The organism is Pseudomonas sp. LBUM1666, assembly GCF_059695775.1.
In genome coordinates, this window is the sequence record NZ_CP166789.1 from 3,975,158 (window position 1) to 3,996,041 (window position 20,884).

At 57.5% G+C, this 20,884-nt stretch carries 15 protein-coding genes, 2 tRNA genes and 3 rRNA genes; 7 read left to right on the plus strand and 13 right to left on the minus strand.

All coding sequences use genetic code 11. From position 1 onward, the window contains the following. Positions 1–4: 4 nt before the first annotated feature. Positions 5–1,192 carry a type II secretion system F family protein gene (locus ACA056_RS18225; protein WP_497266677.1) on the plus strand — a complete coding sequence of 396 codons (1,188 nt, stop codon included), beginning with the start codon at positions 5–7 and terminating at the stop codon, positions 1,190–1,192. Positions 1,193–1,341: 149 nt separating this feature from the next. Continuing rightward, entirely contained in the window at positions 1,342–1,884 is a 543-nt protein-coding gene (locus ACA056_RS18230; protein ID WP_497266679.1) for a hypothetical protein, read from the plus strand. Positions 1,885–1,935: 51 nt separating this feature from the next. Here ACA056_RS18230 and ACA056_RS18235 read toward each other — a convergent pair whose 3' ends face one another. After that, complete coding sequence (locus ACA056_RS18235) at positions 1,936–2,517, minus strand: antibiotic biosynthesis monooxygenase (protein WP_497266681.1); 582 nt, start codon at positions 2,515–2,517, stop codon at positions 1,936–1,938. 101 nt (positions 2,518–2,618) lie between these two features. After that, a complete protein-coding gene (locus tag ACA056_RS18240) occupies positions 2,619–3,755 on the minus strand; it encodes a CgnE/CgnB domain-containing protein (RefSeq protein WP_497266683.1) in 1,137 nt (378 codons plus the stop codon). A 488-nt stretch (positions 3,756–4,243) separates the two neighbouring features. On the opposite strand from ACA056_RS18240, the gene ACA056_RS18245 reads away from it, so the two are divergent. Beyond that, a complete protein-coding gene (locus ACA056_RS18245) occupies positions 4,244–5,200 on the plus strand; it encodes an alpha/beta hydrolase (protein ID WP_497266685.1) in 957 nt (318 codons plus the stop codon). 3 nt (positions 5,201–5,203) lie between these two features. Here ACA056_RS18245 and ACA056_RS18250 read toward each other — a convergent pair whose 3' ends face one another. After that, a complete protein-coding gene (locus ACA056_RS18250) occupies positions 5,204–7,018 on the minus strand; it encodes an ABC transporter ATP-binding protein (protein WP_497266687.1) in 1,815 nt (604 codons plus the stop codon). Continuing rightward, positions 7,015–8,034 (minus strand): AraC family transcriptional regulator, encoded by a 1,020-nt coding sequence (locus tag ACA056_RS18255; RefSeq protein ID WP_056746510.1) that lies wholly within the window; start codon positions 8,032–8,034, stop codon positions 7,015–7,017. The genes ACA056_RS18250 and ACA056_RS18255 overlap by 4 nt, the downstream gene beginning before the upstream one ends. A 165-nt stretch (positions 8,035–8,199) precedes the next feature. Between ACA056_RS18255 and ACA056_RS18260 the strand changes: the two genes are divergently transcribed. From ACA056_RS18260 to ACA056_RS18275, 4 genes are all read left to right on the plus strand, one after another. Further along, complete coding sequence (locus ACA056_RS18260) at positions 8,200–9,051, plus strand: 3-hydroxybutyryl-CoA dehydrogenase (protein ID WP_497266689.1); 852 nt, start codon at positions 8,200–8,202, stop codon at positions 9,049–9,051. Then, a complete protein-coding gene (locus ACA056_RS18265; RefSeq protein WP_497266691.1) occupies positions 9,038–9,640 on the plus strand; it encodes a TetR/AcrR family transcriptional regulator in 603 nt (200 codons plus the stop codon). Before ACA056_RS18260 ends, ACA056_RS18265 begins: the two co-directional genes overlap by 14 nt. Before the next feature lie 199 nt (positions 9,641–9,839). Then, positions 9,840–10,253 (plus strand): VOC family protein, encoded by a 414-nt coding sequence (locus ACA056_RS18270; protein ID WP_497266693.1) that lies wholly within the window; start codon positions 9,840–9,842, stop codon positions 10,251–10,253. Positions 10,254–10,379: 126 nt separating this feature from the next. After that, entirely contained in the window at positions 10,380–10,511 is a 132-nt protein-coding gene (locus ACA056_RS18275; protein ID WP_497266695.1) for a hypothetical protein, read from the plus strand. Positions 10,512–10,626: 115 nt separating this feature from the next. Here the strand turns inward: ACA056_RS18275 and rrf are convergent. The 9 genes from rrf to ACA056_RS18320 form a co-directional block, all read right to left on the minus strand. Further along, positions 10,627–10,742: ribosomal RNA gene (rrf, locus tag ACA056_RS18280) — 5S ribosomal RNA — on the minus strand. A gap of 154 nt (positions 10,743–10,896) precedes the next feature. Beyond that, a 23S ribosomal RNA gene (locus ACA056_RS18285) occupies positions 10,897–13,788 on the minus strand. A gap of 236 nt (positions 13,789–14,024) precedes the next feature. Beyond that, positions 14,025–14,100: transfer RNA gene (locus ACA056_RS18290), tRNA-Ala, on the minus strand. Positions 14,101–14,127: 27 nt separating this feature from the next. Further along, a tRNA-Ile gene (locus ACA056_RS18295) sits at positions 14,128–14,204 on the minus strand. Positions 14,205–14,286: 82 nt separating this feature from the next. Continuing rightward, positions 14,287–15,825 (minus strand): 16S ribosomal RNA (locus ACA056_RS18300). Together the 16S, 23S and 5S rRNA genes with 2 tRNA genes alongside form the textbook arrangement of a ribosomal RNA operon. 732 nt (positions 15,826–16,557) lie before the next feature. Beyond that, positions 16,558–17,433: an SDR family oxidoreductase gene (locus tag ACA056_RS18305; protein WP_497266697.1), complete on the minus strand. Its 876-nt coding sequence runs from the start codon at positions 17,431–17,433 to the stop codon at positions 16,558–16,560. A 26-nt stretch (positions 17,434–17,459) separates the two neighbouring features. Next, positions 17,460–18,608 carry an acetyl-CoA C-acetyltransferase gene (locus tag ACA056_RS18310; protein WP_497266699.1) on the minus strand — a complete coding sequence of 383 codons (1,149 nt, stop codon included), beginning with the start codon at positions 18,606–18,608 and terminating at the stop codon, positions 17,460–17,462. Between the two features lie 42 nt (positions 18,609–18,650). Beyond that, positions 18,651–19,706, minus strand: coding sequence for an acyl-CoA dehydrogenase family protein (locus tag ACA056_RS18315; RefSeq protein ID WP_497266701.1), 1,056 nt, complete (start codon positions 19,704–19,706; stop codon positions 18,651–18,653). A 10-nt stretch (positions 19,707–19,716) separates the two neighbouring features. Beyond that, positions 19,717–20,883, minus strand: coding sequence for an acyl-CoA dehydrogenase family protein (locus tag ACA056_RS18320; RefSeq protein ID WP_497266703.1), 1,167 nt, complete (start codon positions 20,881–20,883; stop codon positions 19,717–19,719). Between the last annotated feature and the right edge of the window lies 1 nt (position 20,884).

The following is a 20,884-nucleotide window of genomic DNA, read 5'->3' on the forward strand; positions in this document are numbered from 1 at the left end:
GACCATGCGTTTTCATCTCAAAGCCGTTGGCAAGGCCGGCGTCGTCTCGATGACCGTCGAGGCGCTCGGCCACAGCGAAGCCCGTCGAATTGTCGAAGACCAGGGTTATCGGGTCGTCAGCCTGTACGCCGAGCGTCACTGGCGTGCGCTGCGCTTACGACAGCGCGAAACCTTCAACCTGGTGCTGTTCAGCCAGGAACTGACCACGTTGCTTAATGCGGGCCTGCCGCTGATCGATGCGCTGGAAAGCCTGGCGGAAAAAGAGAACGCGCCCCAGGCCCGCAAGACCTTGAGCGAACTGGTGCGCCTGCTTTATGAAGGCAAGTCCTTCTCCCAGGCACTGGGCCAGTTATCAGCAGTTTTCCCACCGCTCTACGTTGCGCTGGTGCAGTCCAGCGAGAAGACCGGCGCCGTGGGCGATGCCCTGGGCCGCTATGTCAGCTATCGCCAGCGCATGGACGAGGTTCGGCAAAAAATCGTCAGCGCTTCGATCTATCCGATGCTGTTGCTGGTGGTGGGCGGTGGCGTGGTGTTGTTTCTGATGGGCTACGTGGTGCCGCGCTTCAGCCTGGTGTTCGAAGGGCTGGGTTCGAACCTGCCGTGGTTGTCGCAGATCCTGATGAGCAGCGGGATGTTCCTGCACGCCCATCAGGGCGAATTCTTCGGCGCATTGCTGGCGATCATCGTCGCCATCACCTTCCTCCAGCGCCAACCGGCCTTTCGCCGGGGCATGGACCGCGTGATCGAAAAACTCCCGGCGGTCCATCAACGCATCTTCATGTACGAACTGGCTCGCTTCTACCGCTCGCTGGGGATTCTGCTGCAAGGCGGCATTCCCCTCGTCACCGCCATGGGCATGGTTCGCGGCCTGCTCACCGTCGCCTCCCGCGCGCGCCTGGACCAGGCCTGCGAACGGGTGCGCGAGGGTCAGTCGCTGTCGACCGCCCTGGAACTCAATCATCTGGTGACACCGGTGTCTCTGCGCTTGCTGCGCGCTGGCGAGCAGTCCGGCAACCTCGGGCAAATGATGGAGCGCAGCGCCGACTTCTACGACGAAGAAATCAGCCGCTGGATCGAATGGTTCGTGCGGCTGTTCGAACCCTTGCTCATGACCTTCATCGGCCTGCTGATCGGGGTGATCGTGATCCTGATGTACATCCCGATTTTCGAGCTGGCCTCGAGTATTCACTGACCCCTGGAACAGGGTCGAGCTGTACGTTGCATTATTCATCGACGATACAAATGAATAAATCCGCACGTTGAAGTGTTTATCAACTGAATCAAGCAGCACGTTGCATTGTTCATCAACGTTCCAACCCGAATCAAAAGACGGAGAACGACATGCACATCAACAAGCTTTTACTTGCAGTAGCGATTGGCGCAGTTCTGTCGGCGTCTACCGTACTGATTCCGGACAGCCTGTCCGGTGTATCGAGCGCGCAGGCCAAGGATGGCGGGAGTGGCGGTGGAGGCGGGGGCTCTGGTGGCGGCGGTGGAAGCGGTGGCGGCGGCAATGGCGGTGGTCACGGTGGCAGCGGCAGCGGCGGCAATGGCGGTGGTCACGGTGGCAGCGGCAGCGGAGGCAATAGCGGCGGTCACGGGGGAAGCGGCAGTGGTGGCAATAGCGGCAGCGGTCACAGTGGCAGCGATCATGGCTCGGGCCATTCCGGCAACTCGGCCTCATCCTCTTCCGGGCGTAGCGGCACTCATGCCGAACCGGGAGATGATCACGGCGTTCATCACGCGGGCGAAGTCGGCCACAATCGCGGGGTTCATCACGCCGGTGAAATCGGCGACGATCACGGCGTGCATCGCTCCGGTGAAGTGGGCGACGATCATGGCGTACATGTCGGCGGCGAACCAGGCGATGACAAAAGGTCCTGACAACCGCTGATGCCCAAACAACACAAATCCCTGTGGGAGCCGCTGATAACGTCAGCGGCTCGGGCCGGAATGGGACAGCCAAGGCGCGAACAATCGTGTCGCCATCGGCATGAACAGGTACACCACCGACAGCACGATGGTCAGGGTGATCAGAAAGGTGGCAACGATGTAATTGGACAGGACAGCATTGAGCTGCAGCAACGGCCCCCAGATCAGCGGCACCAGCAAAGTGTGCGGAAGAATCACCAACAACGTCACCACGGCCTGCTTCCAGCGCGGCGGTGGCGATCCCGCTTCAGCCTGCGGGGCGAACCAGAATTCATTAACCGGATTGACCTCAGTCTGATCACCGTCCGCCAGCATCGGCGTGGCTTCGTTGACCAGTGCTTGCCGTTGCGGCGAATCGAGCCAGCGTTGCATCGCCTCGGTGGAGCAAAAACGCAGCACGCAAGTGAACATATCGAGGCCGCCGCTCTTGCCGCGAATCACGTCCACGCCCAGATGCCCTTCGCTCTGCCCCGCCACACCCACGATGTGTCGAAGCCAGGCTTCGTAAGGCACTTCAAAACCGGCCTTGACCCGGTGTTTGACGATCAGTGTCACGACTTCCTCGAAACGATTGGATTCAGGCATCACACAAGGCTCTGGCGAAACGGACATGGTTAGTTAAGCAGCTTCGGCAAACCGTGCCCGAAGTTTGAAGCCTCGACAGGAGCCCGTGCCAACCGCCGGGATCAATCGCCCCCATGAGTGATGAGCCTTAAACCGTCACACGTCATCACGCCACAGCAATCCTCCAGCTCATCATCATCGGGCTGGAACGCATCTTCGTCTCGGGGGCTGACGGGATGGGGATTTTTGGAAGGCGCCAGATTGGCGAGGTCGAGTGGAACGGGGTCATCGTCGAACCAGATCAACCCGCCACGCGCGATCAGGTCCAGATGTAGACGACAGTCATAGCCCACTTGTTCTGGATCCTGATTGTGCTGCCCAAATCCAATGTGCACACCGGGGCAGCGCTCATTGATATGCGAGTTCAGCGCCAGACTAGCAGTGATACCCATGTTGGTACCAAGCCCCAGCTCCCCTACGTTCCGTACGCACGACTGACTGAAGCATTCATCCAGAAAACGTTGGACCGACAGGTTTTGGCATACCCAGCTACAGGCGCGTCGTTCTTTTATCTCAACCCTTACAGGATGAGCCTGCAACCGGGCATCTTGAGAAGTGAGCGCGTTGACGTTGAACGCGAAATCCGCGACGAGTACGCCTTCGATGGAGGCCGGAAATGTAGCCACTTCGCCAGCGGGCAGCACCACCGTACCGCCGAGACGAGCGCTGCCGCGATTACTGACCCAGCGATATTGATGGTTATCGAGCACTATCCGTAAATGGGTCCCACCGGGCGAAGTAATCCTCATTCGGTTCGCCACAAGAGCGCGCTCCAGAATGGTGGTGTTGCGGGCAGACAATTCATCGGGACCCGGTTGCAATGCAGTCGAGAACAGCGCTTCGCAGGCATTGATTATCCGGAATACCACCTGACGCGCACGCTTGAAAGGAGCCAGTGCCGTGCGCAGTTTTGCGTGATGGGACAGCGTGTCCCGCTCCAATGTAATCACAACAATGCGACCGGTTAACTCATGCGGTTCCGGCATTGCGCTTATGAGGCGCTCCTGGAAGGCATCATCGCGCAGAGGCTGCATCCAGACTCTGCGAAATTCAATTTTTCGGCACTCCAAAGCGACGCTGACCCAAGCCGCCTGCTCATCGCTATCGCTGGAATGGATCAGCATTACCCAGTCATCCGGCCTTACTTTTACATAATCATCCAACAATCTTTGTACGCCCCGCCAAGCCTCAATATTCATGCATCAACTCCAGGCAACAGGTACCCATGAACAGCAATCAGCCCGACCTAAATCAGCGTCGGGCAATACCAGGCTTTATTGGTTTTGATCTTTGTTCCTTGTCGCCCACGTAATTTCCCAAGGCGGTCCATCTTCCCTGTTTGTGTAATGCAGCACGTTGGTGACCTGACGGCTGGACTCCTGCCTTACCTGAGCGGTAGTCCGGTCCAGTAGTTGTTGCACAGCTTCAGTGAGCTCAAGCATTTCGTTCTCCTGTGATTAGCCGCGTCTACTTAATGCAGACAACTTGACTGTAGGCACACGAGAAAATAGTGCATGTAGGAACCGGCCTATCTTCTAGAAGGACGTTGGTATTTTTCGCGTAGGAACTTTCGCTCAACCTTTTATGAAGCACCTCGATGACGACGGTACGACTGTCGAAAATTTCACTGCTGTCCTGGCGCATCTGTTAAAACCCGAGCTTCAGTTTTTTACCGGCGAGCCACTCAATGACCGCTTCCCTTCTCACTCGTCTGCGTCGACGCTGGCTGCCGCTGCTGTGCATGGCCGTGCTAATCGTCGGCTTGCCGGTGAGTTGCGGTGTACTCAAGTACACAGAGCGCGAGCTGCTGTTTCGTATCGAGCCGGGCAACGCTGGTTGGTATCGCGGTCTGCCGCAAGACGTTCAGGAATTCGACATCAAACCCGCCAGCTTCAAGGCCGGGCAAAGCCTGCATGCCTGGTGGTGGCCGGCCGCGCGTCGCGATGCGCCGTCGATCCTCTACCTGCATGGCGTGCGCTGGAACCTGACGGGCCAGGCGTTCCGCATCGAGCAATTGCGCGCCATGGGCTATTCGGTGCTGGCCATCGACTACCGCGGGTTTGGCCAGAGCAAGGGTGATCTGCCGTCGGAAGCCAGTGTTTACGAAGACGCCCGAGCCGCCTGGGAGCGCTTCACCAAGATGCAACCGGACGCCAACAAGCGCCTGATCTACGGCCATTCTCTGGGTGGCGCGGTGGCTATCGACCTGGCGGCAGACTTGGCCGCACAGGCGAAAAAGGACCATGGCGTGGTGCCGGTGCGCGGTCTGGTGATCGAATCCACTTTCACCTCGCTGGGCGATGCCGTGGCGCAAGCGGCCGACAGCAACCTGCCAGTGAAATGGTTGCCGGTGCGCTGGCTGCTGTCGCAGAAGTTCGATTCCATCGACAAGATCGTCGACATCAACATGCCGTTGCTGGTGGTCCATGGCCTGGCCGACCCGTTCATGCCATCGCGATTCAGCCAGCAGTTGTTCAATGCCGCCAACGAACCCAAGCACCTGTTATTGGTGCCCGGTGGTACGCACAACAACAGCATGAGCCGGGGCGGTACCCAGTATCGCCAGGCACTCGACGGCTTGATGAAAACAACACCAACACAAATGGCCGGGCCGGCGGTGACGCGGGTTTCTCAGGAGTCTTGAGATCTATCGGTAACCGCGGGCCTGCAAATCAAACAACTGCGCATAGCGCCCGCCCGCGGCCACCAGACTGTCGTGATCGCCTCGCTCAAGGATCGCTCCCTGGTCCAGCACGATGATGTGGTCCGCATTGCGCACGCTGGAAAACCGGTGAGAGATCAGCAACGTCATCCGGCCCTCGGTGTGCTCACTGAAATGCTCAAACACCGCTGCTTCCGCTGCCGGGTCAAGTGCAGAGGTCGGCTCATCCAGAATCAGGATATCGGCGTTGCGCCGCATGTAGGCGCGCGACAACGCGATCTTCTGCCATTGCCCGCCGGACAGTTCCTGGCCTCCGGCAAACCACCGCCCCAATTGCGTGGCATACCCTCGATCCAACCCTTCGATAAAGGGTGCGGCCATGCCCTCGGCGGCGGCGGCCTGCCAGCGCTGTTCATCGTTGAACGCCAGGGTGTCACCGACGCCGATGTTCTCGCCGACAGAGAATTGATAGCGGATGTAGTCCTGAAAAATCACCCCGATGCGCCGCCGCAGCGCGTCTTCTTCCCACGCTTGAAGATCGCTGCCGTCCAGCAGGATACGGCCCTGATCAGGACGGTACAGCCGCGTCAGTAATTTGATCAGCGTGGTCTTGCCCGAACCGTTCTCCCCCACCAGCGCCACACTGTGGCCGGGCACAAGGTGAAGATCGATGCCTTCCAACGCGGCGCGACTGGCGCCCGGATAACGGAAGCCGACGTTTTCGAAACGCAGTCCATCGCCGGGTACCGCGCCCACGGTGAGGATGCCGGTATCCGCCACAACAGGCTCGGCCAGGTATTCATAAAGACTGGAGAGGTAAAGGCCATCCTCGTAGAGACCGCTGATGGCACTCAAGCTGCTGCTCACCGCCGTCTGCCCCTGCTTGAACAACACCAGGTACATGGTCATCTGCCCGAGGCTGATGTTGCCATGGACGGCATCGACCACGACCCAGGCATAGGCCAGATAAAACGCGCCGGTACCCAGTAGACCGAGGACAAATCCCCAGCCATCTCGACGTAGCGTCAGACGCCGGTCTTCGGCATAGAGACGCGCGAACGTCTCGCGATAACGCGTCAACAACAGCGGCGCGAAGCCGAACAGTTTGACCTCTTTGATGTAGCCCTCGTGGGAGAGCAGCGTTTCGATGTAATTCTGTTGTCGACTCTCCGGCGCGCGGCGAGTGAAAAGCCTGAAAGCATCACCGGAAAAATGTGCTTCGGCGAAGAATACCGGTAGTGCACCGACCACCAGCAGCACCAGCGCCCAGGGCGAAAAATGCACCAGCAACACACCAAAACTGATCAACACGATCAGGTTCTGGATCAGCCCCAATGACTTCATCACCAGCGCCAACGGCCGGGTCGAGGCTTCGCGGCGCACCCGAACCAGCTTGTCGTAGAACTCCGAATTCTCGAACTGCACCAGCGATAACGTCTGGGCCTTCTCCAGAATCATCGTGTTGACCTTCTGCCCCAACTGCACCCGCAATAGCGACTGCTGGACCGACAGCGCCCGCTGAGCCCCGGACAGCAACGCGAGCACGCCCGCCTCAAACAGCACATAACGCACGACCGGCCACAACGGCGCACTGCCCTGTTGCGCGTGCAACTGCATGGCGGTGACGACCGCATCGACGATACGTTGGCCTAACCAGGCCGCCAGTGCCGGGAGTACACCGGCGATCAGAGTCGCCAGCACCAATCCCAGAAACAGTCCGCGAGACGTTGCCCAGACCAGCAGCAAGGCGCGTCTCGCCTGGTCGAGTAACGAGGTAAAACGATCAAGAACAGGGTTCACTCCGTGAGCTCCCCCTGATACCTCGCCCGATACCGTCCCGGACTTTCTCCCGTCCATTTCTTGAACGCCCGGTGAAACGCGCTTGGCTCCTGAAAGCCAAGTTGCTCGGCAATGTCGCTGATACTCGCCTTGCTCTGACGCAGTTGCTCGAACGCGACACCGCGGCGCACCTCGTCCTTGATCTCCTGATACGAACACCCTTCGCGCTCCAGTTTTCGGCGAAAGGTGCTGGGGCTCAGGTGCTGTTCCAGGGCGAAGGCCTGCAAGGTCGGCCATTGGCTGTAATGACTGTTACGCAGGCGCTGATGGACCTGCGACGCCAGGCCGTGCTGATTACGAAAACGGATCACCAGCCATTGCGGCGCGGTGCGCAAAAACACTTTCAGTGAGGCCAGATCCTGAACCACCGGCAGACGCAGATAGTGGCTGGCGAATTCGATTTCGGTACGCTCGGCGCCAAAGGTCAGGTTGGGGCCCCAGAGTAAACGGTCATCGCTGAGCGACACACGCTCATGGCGAAAATCTGCGCGGTCGATGGGGATGCGCCGCCCACCCAGCCAGCAGAGCAGACTGATCATCAACACCAGAAACGTCTCCTCGCCCAAACGACTGACGTCGCTGTTTGGCGAGTGGTTCTGCAGGCTGATCACTGCACGTTTTCCGCGCACTGTCAGCGTGCCGCGAAAGTCATGGAGGAACAGCGCGAAATTGGCCAGGCACTGGCGCATGGCTTTGTGCAGGTCAGGTTCCTGAATCAATGCCCGGCAGATCAGGGCGAAACCGCCCGGTGGCATGCCATGGGAGTCGAGCCCGAAGAACTCATCGTTGAGCTCGCGGATCTGAATCAACCACAACGCGGCAAACGCACTCGCCGGCACACGCGCAGTAGGCTGCTCCATCAACGCAGGGTCGATGCCCGCCTGTTCCAGCGCAGCCCTCTGACGTTGCGGATTGTTTCCCAGCCCATGGATCATTGCCTGCACGAAGTAGGCGGAAACCGAGTCCTTTTCCCGCATGTGAACGCTTCTCTCCCCATCACCCGAATGGCAAAAAACACCAGTGCCGTTGAACAGTTTCGGCATAGGACAACCGCCCTGCCGGCTCTAGACTCGCGGCCAATAGTACGCCTTCGGCCCCTATGGCGGCCAAGGTATCGCGGGATTTGATCGGAAGGACAGAACATGAATCTGCAAAACATTGGCGTGATCGGCGCAGGCACCATGGGCAATGGCATTGCGCAAGTCTGCGCCTTGGCCGGTTTTAACGTGACCTTGCTCGACATCTCCGAGAGCGCCTTGCAAAAGGCCGTCGCAACCGTCAGTAAAAACCTCGATCGACAGATCGCCAAGGAAACGCTGACGCAAGAGCAAAAGCTCGCCGCCCTCGACAAGATCCGTACCAGCACCAACTACAGCAACCTGCAGAACGTGCAACTGGTGATCGAAGCCGCCACCGAAAACCTCGAGCTGAAACTGCGTGTGCTGCAACAGATCGCCGCGCAGGTCAGCGACGCGTGCGTGATTGCCTCCAACACGTCTTCGCTGTCCATCACCCAACTCGCTGCCAGCGTGAGCCGGCCTGAGCGCTTCATCGGTCTGCACTTCTTCAACCCGGTGCCGGTGATGGGCCTGATCGAGGTGATTCGCGGTTTGCAAACCAGCGACGCCACCCACGCCCTGGCGCTGGACATGGCGACCACTCTCGGTAAAACCGCGATCACCGCGGGCAACCGTCCGGGTTTCGTGGTCAACCGGATTCTGGTGCCGATGATCAACGAAGCGATCCTGGTGTTTCAGGAAGGCCTGGCCAGCGCCGAAGATATTGACGCCGGCATGCGCCTGGGCTGCAATCAGCCGATCGGGCCGTTGGCGTTGGCAGACCTGATCGGTCTGGACACCGTGCTGGCGATCCTCGAAGCCTTCTACGACGGCTTCAACGATAGCAAATACCGTCCTGCTCCACTGCTCAAGGAAATGGTCGCCGCCGGTTACCTGGGGCGCAAAACGGGGCGTGGCTTCCATGCCTATGCCTGAGCGTTGCTCGCGCTTTGCCGAGTACCGGGACAAGGTGCTGGAGCTATTCGCCTGCAAAGGTTTCGGACAGGTCGGCATGCGTGAGCTCGCGACCTGCCTGGGGCTCGCTCCCGGCTCGTTGTATCACCATTACCCCAGCAAACAGCACTTGCTGCTCGACCTGATCGAAGAGTTCTACGAAGAGCTGTTGGCAACCTTGGGGCGGATCGAGCAAAAGGCGCCGGCAAAACGTGACAAACTCCATGCCCTTATCCGAGCGCATTTGAACCTGCATCAGGAGATGCCTTGGCATTTTCGTCTGGCAGAGCGTGACAGCGGCTGCCTGAATGAAGAGCAACAGGAACGGGTTCGGCAGCTGCGCGAGCAATACGAGCGCAAATTGTTGCTGATGCTCGGGGCCCGGTCCCGCTTCAGTGAACAGGGTCTGCTGGCCGCCGGACATGCAATCGCAAACTTACTCAACAGCGCGCCCGGCTGGTTGGCGCAACATTCGCTGGATGAGCGAGAGCGCGTTGAGCTGTTGGAGAGTCTGGTGAGTGGAGCCATCGAACGTTTGCTGCGCCCCACGGTTCCACGCGCAGTAGCTTGAGGACCCAGGACGATATCCCCGTGACCGTGGATCGACACCTAGGCGCCGGAAGCCATAAGCCACGTCGCTTCAATAGAAAAAACATCTAAACAATTCCCGCCAATCACGACATCTAACGCTTTGCTAATGGGAGCCCAATCACTGCGGAGCCGGAGGTGAATTCGGCCTCTCTTCGCCTCTTCGTAACCGGGAGCAAAGCATGAAAATCAATCCCTATCTGATCTTCAACGGCGATTGCAAAGCTGCCTTCACCTTCTATGCCCAAAGTCTGCCAGGCCAGATCGAAGTCATGATGACCTTCGGCGAAAGCCCCGCGCTCGAACACTTTCCGGCGGACTACCACAACCTGATCATCCATACCCGCTTGCTAGTGGGAGATCAGGCGATCATGGGCTCGGACACAACACCTGATCGCCCTACTGACGAAATGAGCGGCTGTTCGGTTTCACTGAATGTCGACAGCATTGCGGAGGCTGAACGGGTATTTTCTGCGTTGTCGGACGGCGGCAAAGTTGAAATGCCACTGGAAACCACGTTCTGGGCGGCTCGCTTCGGCATGTTGGTTGATCGGTTTGGTGTGTCGTGGATGGTGAATTGCGAAAAGGATCAGTGAAACTCAACTTTCACAAAGGCATGAAAAAAGCCCAACCTGAAAAGGTTGGTTCACCTGGATCTGGCGGCTAATCCTCATGCACCGATGCGACGTGTACGTTTTGGCGGCAGCTGCGGGAGGCTGACATTGATCGATGAGCTTCAAGCTTTGCGTGAAGCAGGTGTGCAGCACGTTGGCTTGCATCTGCGCCGTAGCGAGCGCCCGGTTGCCGAGGTTATGGAAGAAATCGCTGAATACGTTCTTCCGAAGTTTCACTAACGATGCTGCTGGAACCAGGGATAGCCGATGGGCTGTCCCTTTTTCGCCACGCCACTTTTCTGCGGACAAAACAAAACCCCTACCTGCATACGCAGATAGGGGTTTCGGAATTTAATCTTGACGATGACCTACTCTCACATGGGGAAACCCCACACTACCATCGGCGATGCATCGTTTCACTGCTGAGTTCGGGATGGGATCAGGTGGTTCCAATGCTCTATGGTCGTCAAGAAATTCGGTAGCCAGGTCGTTTGCCTTGCGGCTCACGCTCCAGCGAATGGGTATGTGATAGATTTGTGTGTTGCGTTGCGAATTTTCGACTCGTGTCGTCTTCACACACCGCAATCTGGTGCCTCTTCAGGTCAGCAAATTGCTTGGGTGTTATATGGTCAAGCCTCACGGGCAATTAGTATTGGTTAGCTCAACGCCTCACAGCGCTTACACACCCAACCTATCAACGTCGTAGTCTTCGACGGCCCTTCAGGGGACTCAAGGTCCCAGTGAGATCTCATCTTGAGGCTAGTTTCCCGCTTAGATGCTTTCAGCGGTTATCTATTCCGAACATAGCTACCCGGCAATGCCACTGGCGTGACAACCGGAACACCAGAGGTTCGTCCACTCCGGTCCTCTCGTACTAGGAGCAGCCCCTCTCAAATCTCAAACGTCCACGGCAGATAGGGACCGAACTGTCTCACGACGTTCTAAACCCAGCTCGCGTACCACTTTAAATGGCGAACAGCCATACCCTTGGGACCGGCTTCAGCCCCAGGATGTGATGAGCCGACATCGAGGTGCCAAACACCGCCGTCGATATGAACTCTTGGGCGGTATCAGCCTGTTATCCCCGGAGTACCTTTTATCCGTTGAGCGATGGCCCTTCCATACAGAACCACCGGATCACTAAGACCTACTTTCGTACCTGCTCGACGTGTCTGTCTCGCAGTCAAGCGCGCTTTTGCCTTTATACTCTACGACCGATTTCCGACCGGTCTGAGCGCACCTTCGTACTCCTCCGTTACTCTTTAGGAGGAGACCGCCCCAGTCAAACTACCCACCATACACTGTCCTCGATCCGGATAACGGACCTGAGTTAGAACCTCAAAGTTGCCAGGGTGGTATTTCAAGGTTGGCTCCACGCGAACTGGCGTCCACGCTTCAAAGCCTCCCACCTATCCTACACAAGCAAATTCAAAGTCCAGTGCAAAGCTATAGTAAAGGTTCACGGGGTCTTTCCGTCTAGCCGCGGATACACTGCATCTTCACAGCGATTTCAATTTCACTGAGTCTCGGGTGGAGACAGCGCCGCCATCGTTACGCCATTCGTGCAGGTCGGAACTTACCCGACAAGGAATTTCGCTACCTTAGGACCGTTATAGTTACGGCCGCCGTTTACCGGGGCTTCGATCAAGAGCTTCGCGTTAGCTAACCCCATCAATTAACCTTCCGGCACCGGGCAGGCGTCACACCCTATACGTCCACTTTCGTGTTTGCAGAGTGCTGTGTTTTTAATAAACAGTCGCAGCGGCCTGGTATCTTCGACCGGCATGGGCTTACGCAGTAAATGCTTCACCCTCACCGGCGCACCTTCTCCCGAAGTTACGGTGCCATTTTGCCTAGTTCCTTCACCCGAGTTCTCTCAAGCGCCTTGGTATTCTCTACCCAACCACCTGTGTCGGTTTGGGGTACGGTTCCTGGTTACCTGAAGCTTAGAAGCTTTTCTTGGAAGCATGGCATCAACCACTTCGTCACCCAAAGGGTAACTCGTCATCAGCTCTCGGCCTTAGAATCCCGGATTTACCTAAGATTCCAGCCTACCACCTTAAACTTGGACAACCAACGCCAAGCTGGCCTAGCCTTCTCCGTCCCTCCATCGCAATAACCAGAAGTACAGGAATATTAACCTGTTTTCCATCGACTACGCTTTTCAGCCTCGCCTTAGGGACCGACTAACCCTGCGTCGATTAACGTTGCGCAGGAAACCTTGGTCTTTCGGCGTGGGTGTTTTTCACACCCATTGTCGTTACTCATGTCAGCATTCGCACTTCTGATACCTCCAGCAAGCTTCTCAACTCACCTTCACAGGCTTACAGAACGCTCCTCTACCGCATCACCTAAGTGATACCCGTAGCTTCGGTGTATGGTTTGAGCCCCGTTACATCTTCCGCGCAGGCCGACTCGACTAGTGAGCTATTACGCTTTCTTTAAAGGGTGGCTGCTTCTAAGCCAACCTCCTAGCTGTCTAAGCCTTCCCACATCGTTTCCCACTTAACCATAACTTTGGGACCTTAGCTGACGGTCTGGGTTGTTTCCCTTTTCACGACGGACGTTAGCACCCGCCGTGTGTCTCCCATGCTCGGCACTTGTAGGTATTCGGAGTTTGCATCGGTTTGGTAAGTCGGGATGACCCCCTAGCCGAAACAGTGCTCTACCCCCTACAGTGATACATGAGGCGCTACCTAAATAGCTTTCGAGGAGAACCAGCTATCTCCGAGCTTGATTAGCCTTTCACTCCGATCCACAGGTCATCCGCTAACTTTTCAACGGTAGTCGGTTCGGTCCTCCAGTTAGTGTTACCCAACCTTCAACCTGCCCATGGATAGATCGCCCGGTTTCGGGTCTATTCCCAGCGACTAGACGCCCTATTAAGACTCGCTTTCGCTACGCCTCCCCTATTCGGTTAAGCTCGCCACTGAAAATAAGTCGCTGACCCATTATACAAAAGGTACGCAGTCACCCAACAAAGTGGGCTCCCACTGCTTGTACGCATACGGTTTCAGGATCTATTTCACTCCCCTCTCCGGGGTTCTTTTCGCCTTTCCCTCACGGTACTAGTTCACTATCGGTCAGTCAGTAGTATTTAGCCTTGGAGGATGGTCCCCCCATATTCAGACAAAGTTTCTCGTGCTCCGTCCTACTCGATTTCATGACTAAGAGATTTTCGCGTACAGGGCTATCACCCACTATGGCCGTACTTTCCAGAACGTTCCGCTAATCTCAAAGCCACTTAAGGGCTAGTCCCCGTTCGCTCGCCACTACTAAGGGAATCTCGGTTGATTTCTTTTCCTCAGGGTACTTAGATGTTTCAGTTCCCCTGGTTCGCCTCTTAAGCCTATGTATTCAGCTTAAGATAACCATCTTATGATGGCTGGGTTCCCCCATTCAGACATCTCCGGATCAAAGTCTGTTTGCCGACTCCCCGAAGCTTTTCGCAGGCTACCACGTCTTTCATCGCCTCTGACTGCCAAGGCATCCACCGTATGCGCTTCTTCACTTGACCATATAACCCCAAGCAATCTGGTTATACTGTGAAGACGACATTCGCCGAAAATTCGCAATTTAACTCACAAATTTTACCTTAGCCTGATCCCACACCAGTGAAAGTGTGGTCCAGTCTATCTTTCTATCACATACCCAAATTTTTAAAGAACGATCTAATCCAAAGACTAGAAATCAACATTCACCATCGTGCGATGGAATGCTCATTTCTAAGCTTTCAACAAACAGAAGCAGTAGTGGTGGAGCCAAACGGGATCGAACCGTTGACCTCCTGCGTGCAAGGCAGGCGCTCTCCCAGCTGAGCTATGGCCCCGTATTTCTACAGGTTCCCACACAAAATTGGTGGGTCTGGGCAGATTCGAACTGCCGACCTCACCCTTATCAGGGGTGCGCTCTAACCAACTGAGCTACAGACCCAATTTCGGGCTGCTTCTTATCGTCTTCTTCAATGAATCAAGCAATTCGTGTGGGAGCTTATGGAGCAGCTGATGTCGTCGATTAAGGAGGTGATCCAGCCGCAGGTTCCCCTACGGCTACCTTGTTACGACTTCACCCCAGTCATGAATCACACCGTGGTAACCGTCCTCCCGAAGGTTAGACTAGCTACTTCTGGTGCAACCCACTCCCATGGTGTGACGGGCGGTGTGTACAAGGCCCGGGAACGTATTCACCGCGACATTCTGATTCGCGATTACTAGCGATTCCGACTTCACGCAGTCGAGTTGCAGACTGCGATCCGGACTACGATCGGTTTTCTGGGATTAGCTCCACCTCGCGGCTTGGCAACCCTCTGTACCGACCATTGTAGCACGTGTGTAGCCCAGGCCGTAAGGGCCATGATGACTTGACGTCATCCCCACCTTCCTCCGGTTTGTCACCGGCAGTCTCCTTAGAGTGCCCACCATTACGTGCTGGTAACTAAGGACAAGGGTTGCGCTCGTTACGGGACTTAACCCAACATCTCACGACACGAGCTGACGACAGCCATGCAGCACCTGTCTCAATGTTCCCGAAGGCACCAATCCATCTCTGGAAAGTTCATTGGATGTCAAGGCCTGGTAAGGTTCTTCGCGTTGCTTCGAATTAAACCACATGCTCCACCGCTTGTGCGGGCCCCCGTCAATTCATTTGAGTTTTAACCTTGCGGCCGTACTCCCCAGGCGGTCAACTTAATGCGTTAGCTGCGCCACTAAGAGCTCAAGGCTCCCAACGGCTAGTTGACATCGTTTACGGCGTGGACTACCAGGGTATCTAATCCTGTTTGCTCCCCACGCTTTCGCACCTCAGTGTCAGTATCAGTCCAGGTGGTCGCCTTCGCCACTGGTGTTCCTTCCTATATCTACGCATTTCACCGCTACACAGGAAATTCCACCACCCTCTACCATACTCTAGCTTGTCAGTTTTGAATGCAGTTCCCAGGTTGAGCCCGGGGATTTCACATCCAACTTAACAAACCACCTACGCGCGCTTTACGCCCAGTAATTCCGATTAACGCTTGCACCCTCTGTATTACCGCGGCTGCTGGCACAGAGTTAGCCGGTGCTTATTCTGTCGGTAACGTCAAAACACTTACGTATTAGGTAAATGCCCTTCCTCCCAACTTAAAGTGCTTTACAATCCGAAGACCTTCTTCACACACGCGGCATGGCTGGATCAGGCTTTCGCCCATTGTCCAATATTCCCCACTGCTGCCTCCCGTAGGAGTCTGGACCGTGTCTCAGTTCCAGTGTGACTGATCATCCTCTCAGACCAGTTACGGATCGTCGCCTTGGTGAGCCATTACCTCACCAACTAGCTAATCCGACCTAGGCTCATCTGATAGCGCAAGGCCCGAAGGTCCCCTGCTTTCTCCCGTAGGACGTATGCGGTATTAGCGTCCGTTTCCGAGCGTTATCCCCCACTACCAGGCAGATTCCTAGGCATTACTCACCCGTCCGCCGCTCGCCACCAGGTACAAGTACCCGTGCTGCCGCTCGACTTGCATGTGTTAGGCCTGCCGCCAGCGTTCAATCTGAGCCATGATCAAACTCTTCAGTTCAAACATCTTTGGGTTTTTAAGAAACCCTAAACTTGGCTCAGCAATCGTTGGTTACATCTTTGATTTCTCGCGGAGTAACTTGTGATGCTGATAATCTTGTTGACTATCAGTCTGACTCCACAAGCACCCACACGAATTGCTTGATTCAGTTGTTAAAGAGCGGTTGGTTAAGATCTTTCGTCTCAACCGAGGCGCGCATTCTACAGCAGCCTCTGTTGCTGTCAAGCGGTTATTTCTCGAAGTTTTCAAAGTTTCCTTTGCAACTTCAACCACTTGCGCTTCCGATCTCTCGTTAGCGGGAGGCGAATTCTACAGCGTTACTCGCTGCTGTCAACACCTCTTTTACACCGCTTTCGACCGAGAAGATCGAATCGTTAAAAGAGCCAAACAACCTCGCTCTTTCAACTCCTTCTGGGCTTCGATGACCTGAAGCAACTCGTTGTCGAAAACTGCGTAACTCATTGTTTGCCAAGGAGTTTTCCGTTTCGACTGCGCCGGAAGTGGGGCGAATTATAGACTTCCAGAATCTGCCGTCAACCCTTAATTACGCTTTTCTATCAATCACTTGTAGAAAGCCGGAAAACAGCCGGTTTCCTCTCTATATAGGAGAGCAAAACGAATCCTTCTATATAGAAGGATTGGAAATCCCAAAGTCCTTGGATAGTTTTGCGCAGCCCCAAAACGAGAAACAGGACCAAGCACCAAGTGCTTGATCCCCTTAGGGCGGCCCAATCAGCTGCCGTACACTTTCGCCGGTGGTACCGCCCTGGCCATCAATTGCTCTACCGCCTGACCCACCTCGCCCACCGCCCAACGCCCTTGCCTGTCCAGTTCCGGACCTCTACGCCAGCCGTCAGCAATCGACAACTTGCCGCCCTCGACTTCGAACATCTGCCCGTTGACCGCACTGGACGCTTGCGAGCCGAGCCAGACCACCAGCGGCGCAACGTTTTCCGGAGCGAAGTAGTCGAAGCCCTCTTCGGGTTTTTTCATGGTATCGGCGAACACTTGCTCGGTCATGCCGGTGCGCGCGGCCGGGGCCAGGGCGTTGACGGTTATGCCATAGCGACCCAGTTCGGCCGCCTGCACCAGCGTCAACGCAGCGATACCAGCCTTGGCAGCGGCATAGTTGGATTGACCGATGGAGCCCTGCAAACCGGCCCCGGAACTGGTATTGATGATCCGCGCACTCAGCTGCGCGCCCCCCTTGGCTTGCTCGCGCCAGTAACGCGCGGCGTGGCTGGCGATACAGAAGTGACCTTTGAGGTGCACGGCCACCACCGCATCCCAATCGGCTTCGGTGAGGCTGGCGAACATGCGGTCGCGACAGATGCCGGCGTTGTTGACCACCACGTCCAGGCCGCCGAAGGTTTCTATTGCTTGGCGCACGATCAACGCCGCATCGTCGTAACGGGTGATGTCGTTGCTGTTGGCCACGGCGCTTCCACCCTGCCCGAGAATTTCGCCGACCACGGCCAGCGCTGCTTCACGATTGATATCGTTGACCACCACTTTAGCGCCCTCGGCGGCGAAGGCCAGCGCGTAGGCCCGGCCCAGACCACCGCCGGCACCGGTGATGATCACTACGCGGTTCTCACAGATTTTCATGTTCCTGCTCCCTTCAAATACATCGCTTACAAGCGTTCGATAATCGTCACGTTGGCCTGGCCGCCGCCTTCGCACATGGTCTGCAAGCCGAAGCGTCCCCCGCTGCGCTCCAGTTCATGCAACAGCGTGCACATCAACCGGGTGCCGGTGGCGCCCAGCGGATGGCCGAGGGCAATCGCCCCGCCGTTGACGTTGGTCTGTTCGTGGGGATAACCCGTCTCCTTGAGCCAGGCCATGGCCACCGAGGCGAAGGCTTCGTTGATCTCCACCCGGTCGATGTCTTCAAGCTTCATTCCGGCTCGCTTGAGTGCATAAGCGGTGGCCGGGATTGGAGCGGTGAGCATCCAGATCGGGTCTTCGGCACGCACGCTGAGGTGGTGGATACGCGCGCGCGGTGTCAGTCCGTAGCGTTTGAGCGCTGTTTCAGAAACGATCAGCATCGCGCTGGCCGCGTCGCAGGTCTGGCTGGACACTGCCGCGGTCACCCGGTCGCAGCCAAAGAGAACGTCCAGTTCGGCCATTTTCGCCAGGCTGGTCTGGCGCGGCGTTTCGTCGTGCACGACTCCGGCCAGTGGCACGATTTCCCGGTTGAACCGCCCTTGCTCGATGGCCCGCAATGCCCGCTGATGAGACTCCAGTGAATAGGCTTCCAGTTGTTCGCGGGACAGCCCCCACTTCTCGGCAATCATTTGCGCCGAACGGAATTGAGTCGGCGGTTGTGCGCCATAACGCCGGACCCAACCTTCGGAGCCGCTGAACGGATCACTGAAGCCCAGCGGTTCGGCAGCGATCATGGCCGAGGAAATTGGAATCTGGGTCATGGTTTGCACGCCGCCGGCGACGACCACATCCTGGGTGCCGCTCATCACCGCTTGGGCGGCAAAGTGCACCGCTTGCTGGGACGAACCACACTGGCGATCGATGGTGGTGCCGGGTACCGCATGCGACAGGCCCGCGGCCAGCCAACAGGTGCGGGCAATGTCTCCGGCCAGCGGACCGATGGTGTCGACACAGCCGAAGATCACGTCGTCGTAATCGTCATCGGGGATGTCGTTGCGCTCGACCAGCGCACGCAAGACGTGGGCGCCCAGATCGGCGGCGTGAATCTGGCTCAAACGACCTTTGCGCCGTCCGGTGGGCGTGCGCAGGGCGTCGACAATATAGGCTTCAGGCATGGTGTACCTCGGGGTAAATGTTGAAGTCGGGCACCGTCGCCGTCAGAAAGTGTTGCCAGCACCCAGTGCTGGATTGCCGTCGAACAAAGCCGCGCGGATCCGCCCTTTGTGATGGCCGCGATCACCCCAGACTTTGTCCAGCGCCCAGGCGCGCTTCATGAACAAATGCAGATCGACTTCCCAGGTGTAACCCATAGCGCCGTGGGCCTGAATGGTGTTTTTTGCGGCCAGCATCACCGCTTCCGCCGTCGCCAGTTTGGCGTGGGACACCAGCACGTCTTGCCCCGGTTGCTGCTCGGCCAGTGCATAGGCCGCGCGATACAGCGGCCCTTTGGCGAACTCGATCTGCACCGCGACGTTGGCCATCAAATGCTTGACCGCCTGGAACGAGCCCACCGGTTTGCCGAACTGTTTGCGTTCAAAGGTGTAATCCACCGCGAGGTCGACCATGCGCTTGGCCAGCCCCAGCATTTGCGCGGCACAGCCCAGCGCGCCGCGATTAAACGCGGCGGCCCACAAGTGCCGGCCCTGTTCGCCAGCGGCCACGCAGGTGGCGGGCGTTGGCGTCCAGTCGACCTGAAACAACTGACGACTGGGATCGACCGACACATTGCGCGTCAGGCGCACTGCGCCAGGTTCGATCGCATGCACCTCATCACCATGAGCCAACAACAGCAAATCGGCGACGTGAGCATCACTGACCAGCGGGTTACCCGGCTCGGCAATCGCCAACCGTGCGCGACCTTCCGCGACGCGCGCCAGCCAGTGCTGTTTGAGCGCCGCGTGGCTTTCATCAAGGGCGGCGAGCAACGGCACGCCGATCAGCATCGTCTCCACCAGCGGCTCGGGCAGACCGGCATAACCACATTCCTGAGCAAGCAGAATGAAATCCAATTCATTCATACCCATCCCGTCTTGCTCTTCGGGAACGGTCAGCGCAGTCAGGCCTAACTCCACCAATTGGGCCCAGAGCTGATCGCTGCGCCCGCTATCGCTGAGCCACAGTTCACGAATGCGCTCGGGGGTGACCTCGTTGATCAGAAAACTTCTGACGTTGTCCTGGAACAGCAACTGGTCGCGGCTGAAACTAAAGTCCATGGTCTATTCCTCAGGCACGCGGCATGCCGAGCATGCGTTCGGCAATGATGTTGCGCTGGATCTCGTTGGTGCCGGCATAGATCGGTCCGGCCTGGGCAAACAGAAAACCTTCCAGCCAATGGCCGACATCGCCAGCAGCAGGTGCTTCGGGCAGCAGCTCGCCACGCAAGCCGAGAATGCTCATGGCGGTGTCGTGCATGCGCTGATCGAGTTCCGACCAGAAGATTTTGTTGGTCGAAGACTCCGGTCCGATCTTGCCGCCCTGCACCAGTTTCGAGGCGGTCATGTAGGTGCTCAGGGTGTAAGCCTCGGCGTCCAGCCAGGCGCGCATCACCGACTCGCCAATGGCCGGGTCACGGTCAGCCTGCTCGCGGTTGGCCTGGTACAGCTGCACCAGTCGCCGAGCGGTTTCCTGAAAGCGTGCGGGTGAACGCAGCAGCAAACCACGCTCGAACCCGGCGGTGGACATCGCCACATGCCAACCCATGCCCTCGCCGCCCAGCGCGTTTTCCGCAGGAACCTTGACGTCGTCGAAGAAAATCTCGGCGAACCCGGGCAAACCATTGAGCTGAGGAATAGGCCGTACCGTGATCCCCGGGCTGTCGAGCGGCAGCAGAATAAACGTCAGGCCCTGATGGCGCTGGGAGTGAGGGTCGGTGCGGAAAATGCCGAACACCCAGTCTGCCCACACGGCGCGAGTCGACCAGGTTTTCTGGCCGTTGATCACGTAATGGTCGCCCACCCGTTCGGCGCGCGAGCGGATCGCCGCCATGTCGGAGCCGGCGCCTGGCTCGGACCAGGCCTGGGCCCAGATGTCTTCGCCCGTGGCCATACGCGGCAAAAAGCGCGCTTTCTGTTCCTCGCTGCCGTATTCCATCAGCGTCGGGCCGAGCAGGAAGATGCCGTTCTGGTTAACCCGTGCAGGCGCGCCAGAGCGGTAGTATTCCTCCTCGAAGATCAACCACTCGATCAAGTCGCAACCGCGCCCGCCGAGATCGATCGGCCAGGTGACCATGCCCCAGCGACCGTCGTTAAGCCGGTTTTCCCAGGCACGGTGCTCGGCAAAGCCTTGCTCTGTGTCGAACGATTGCAGCGGTTCGCGGGGTACATTGGCCGCCAGCCAGGTCCGCGCTTCGGCGCGAAAGGCCTGCTGGGCCGGGGTGTATGTCAGGTCCATG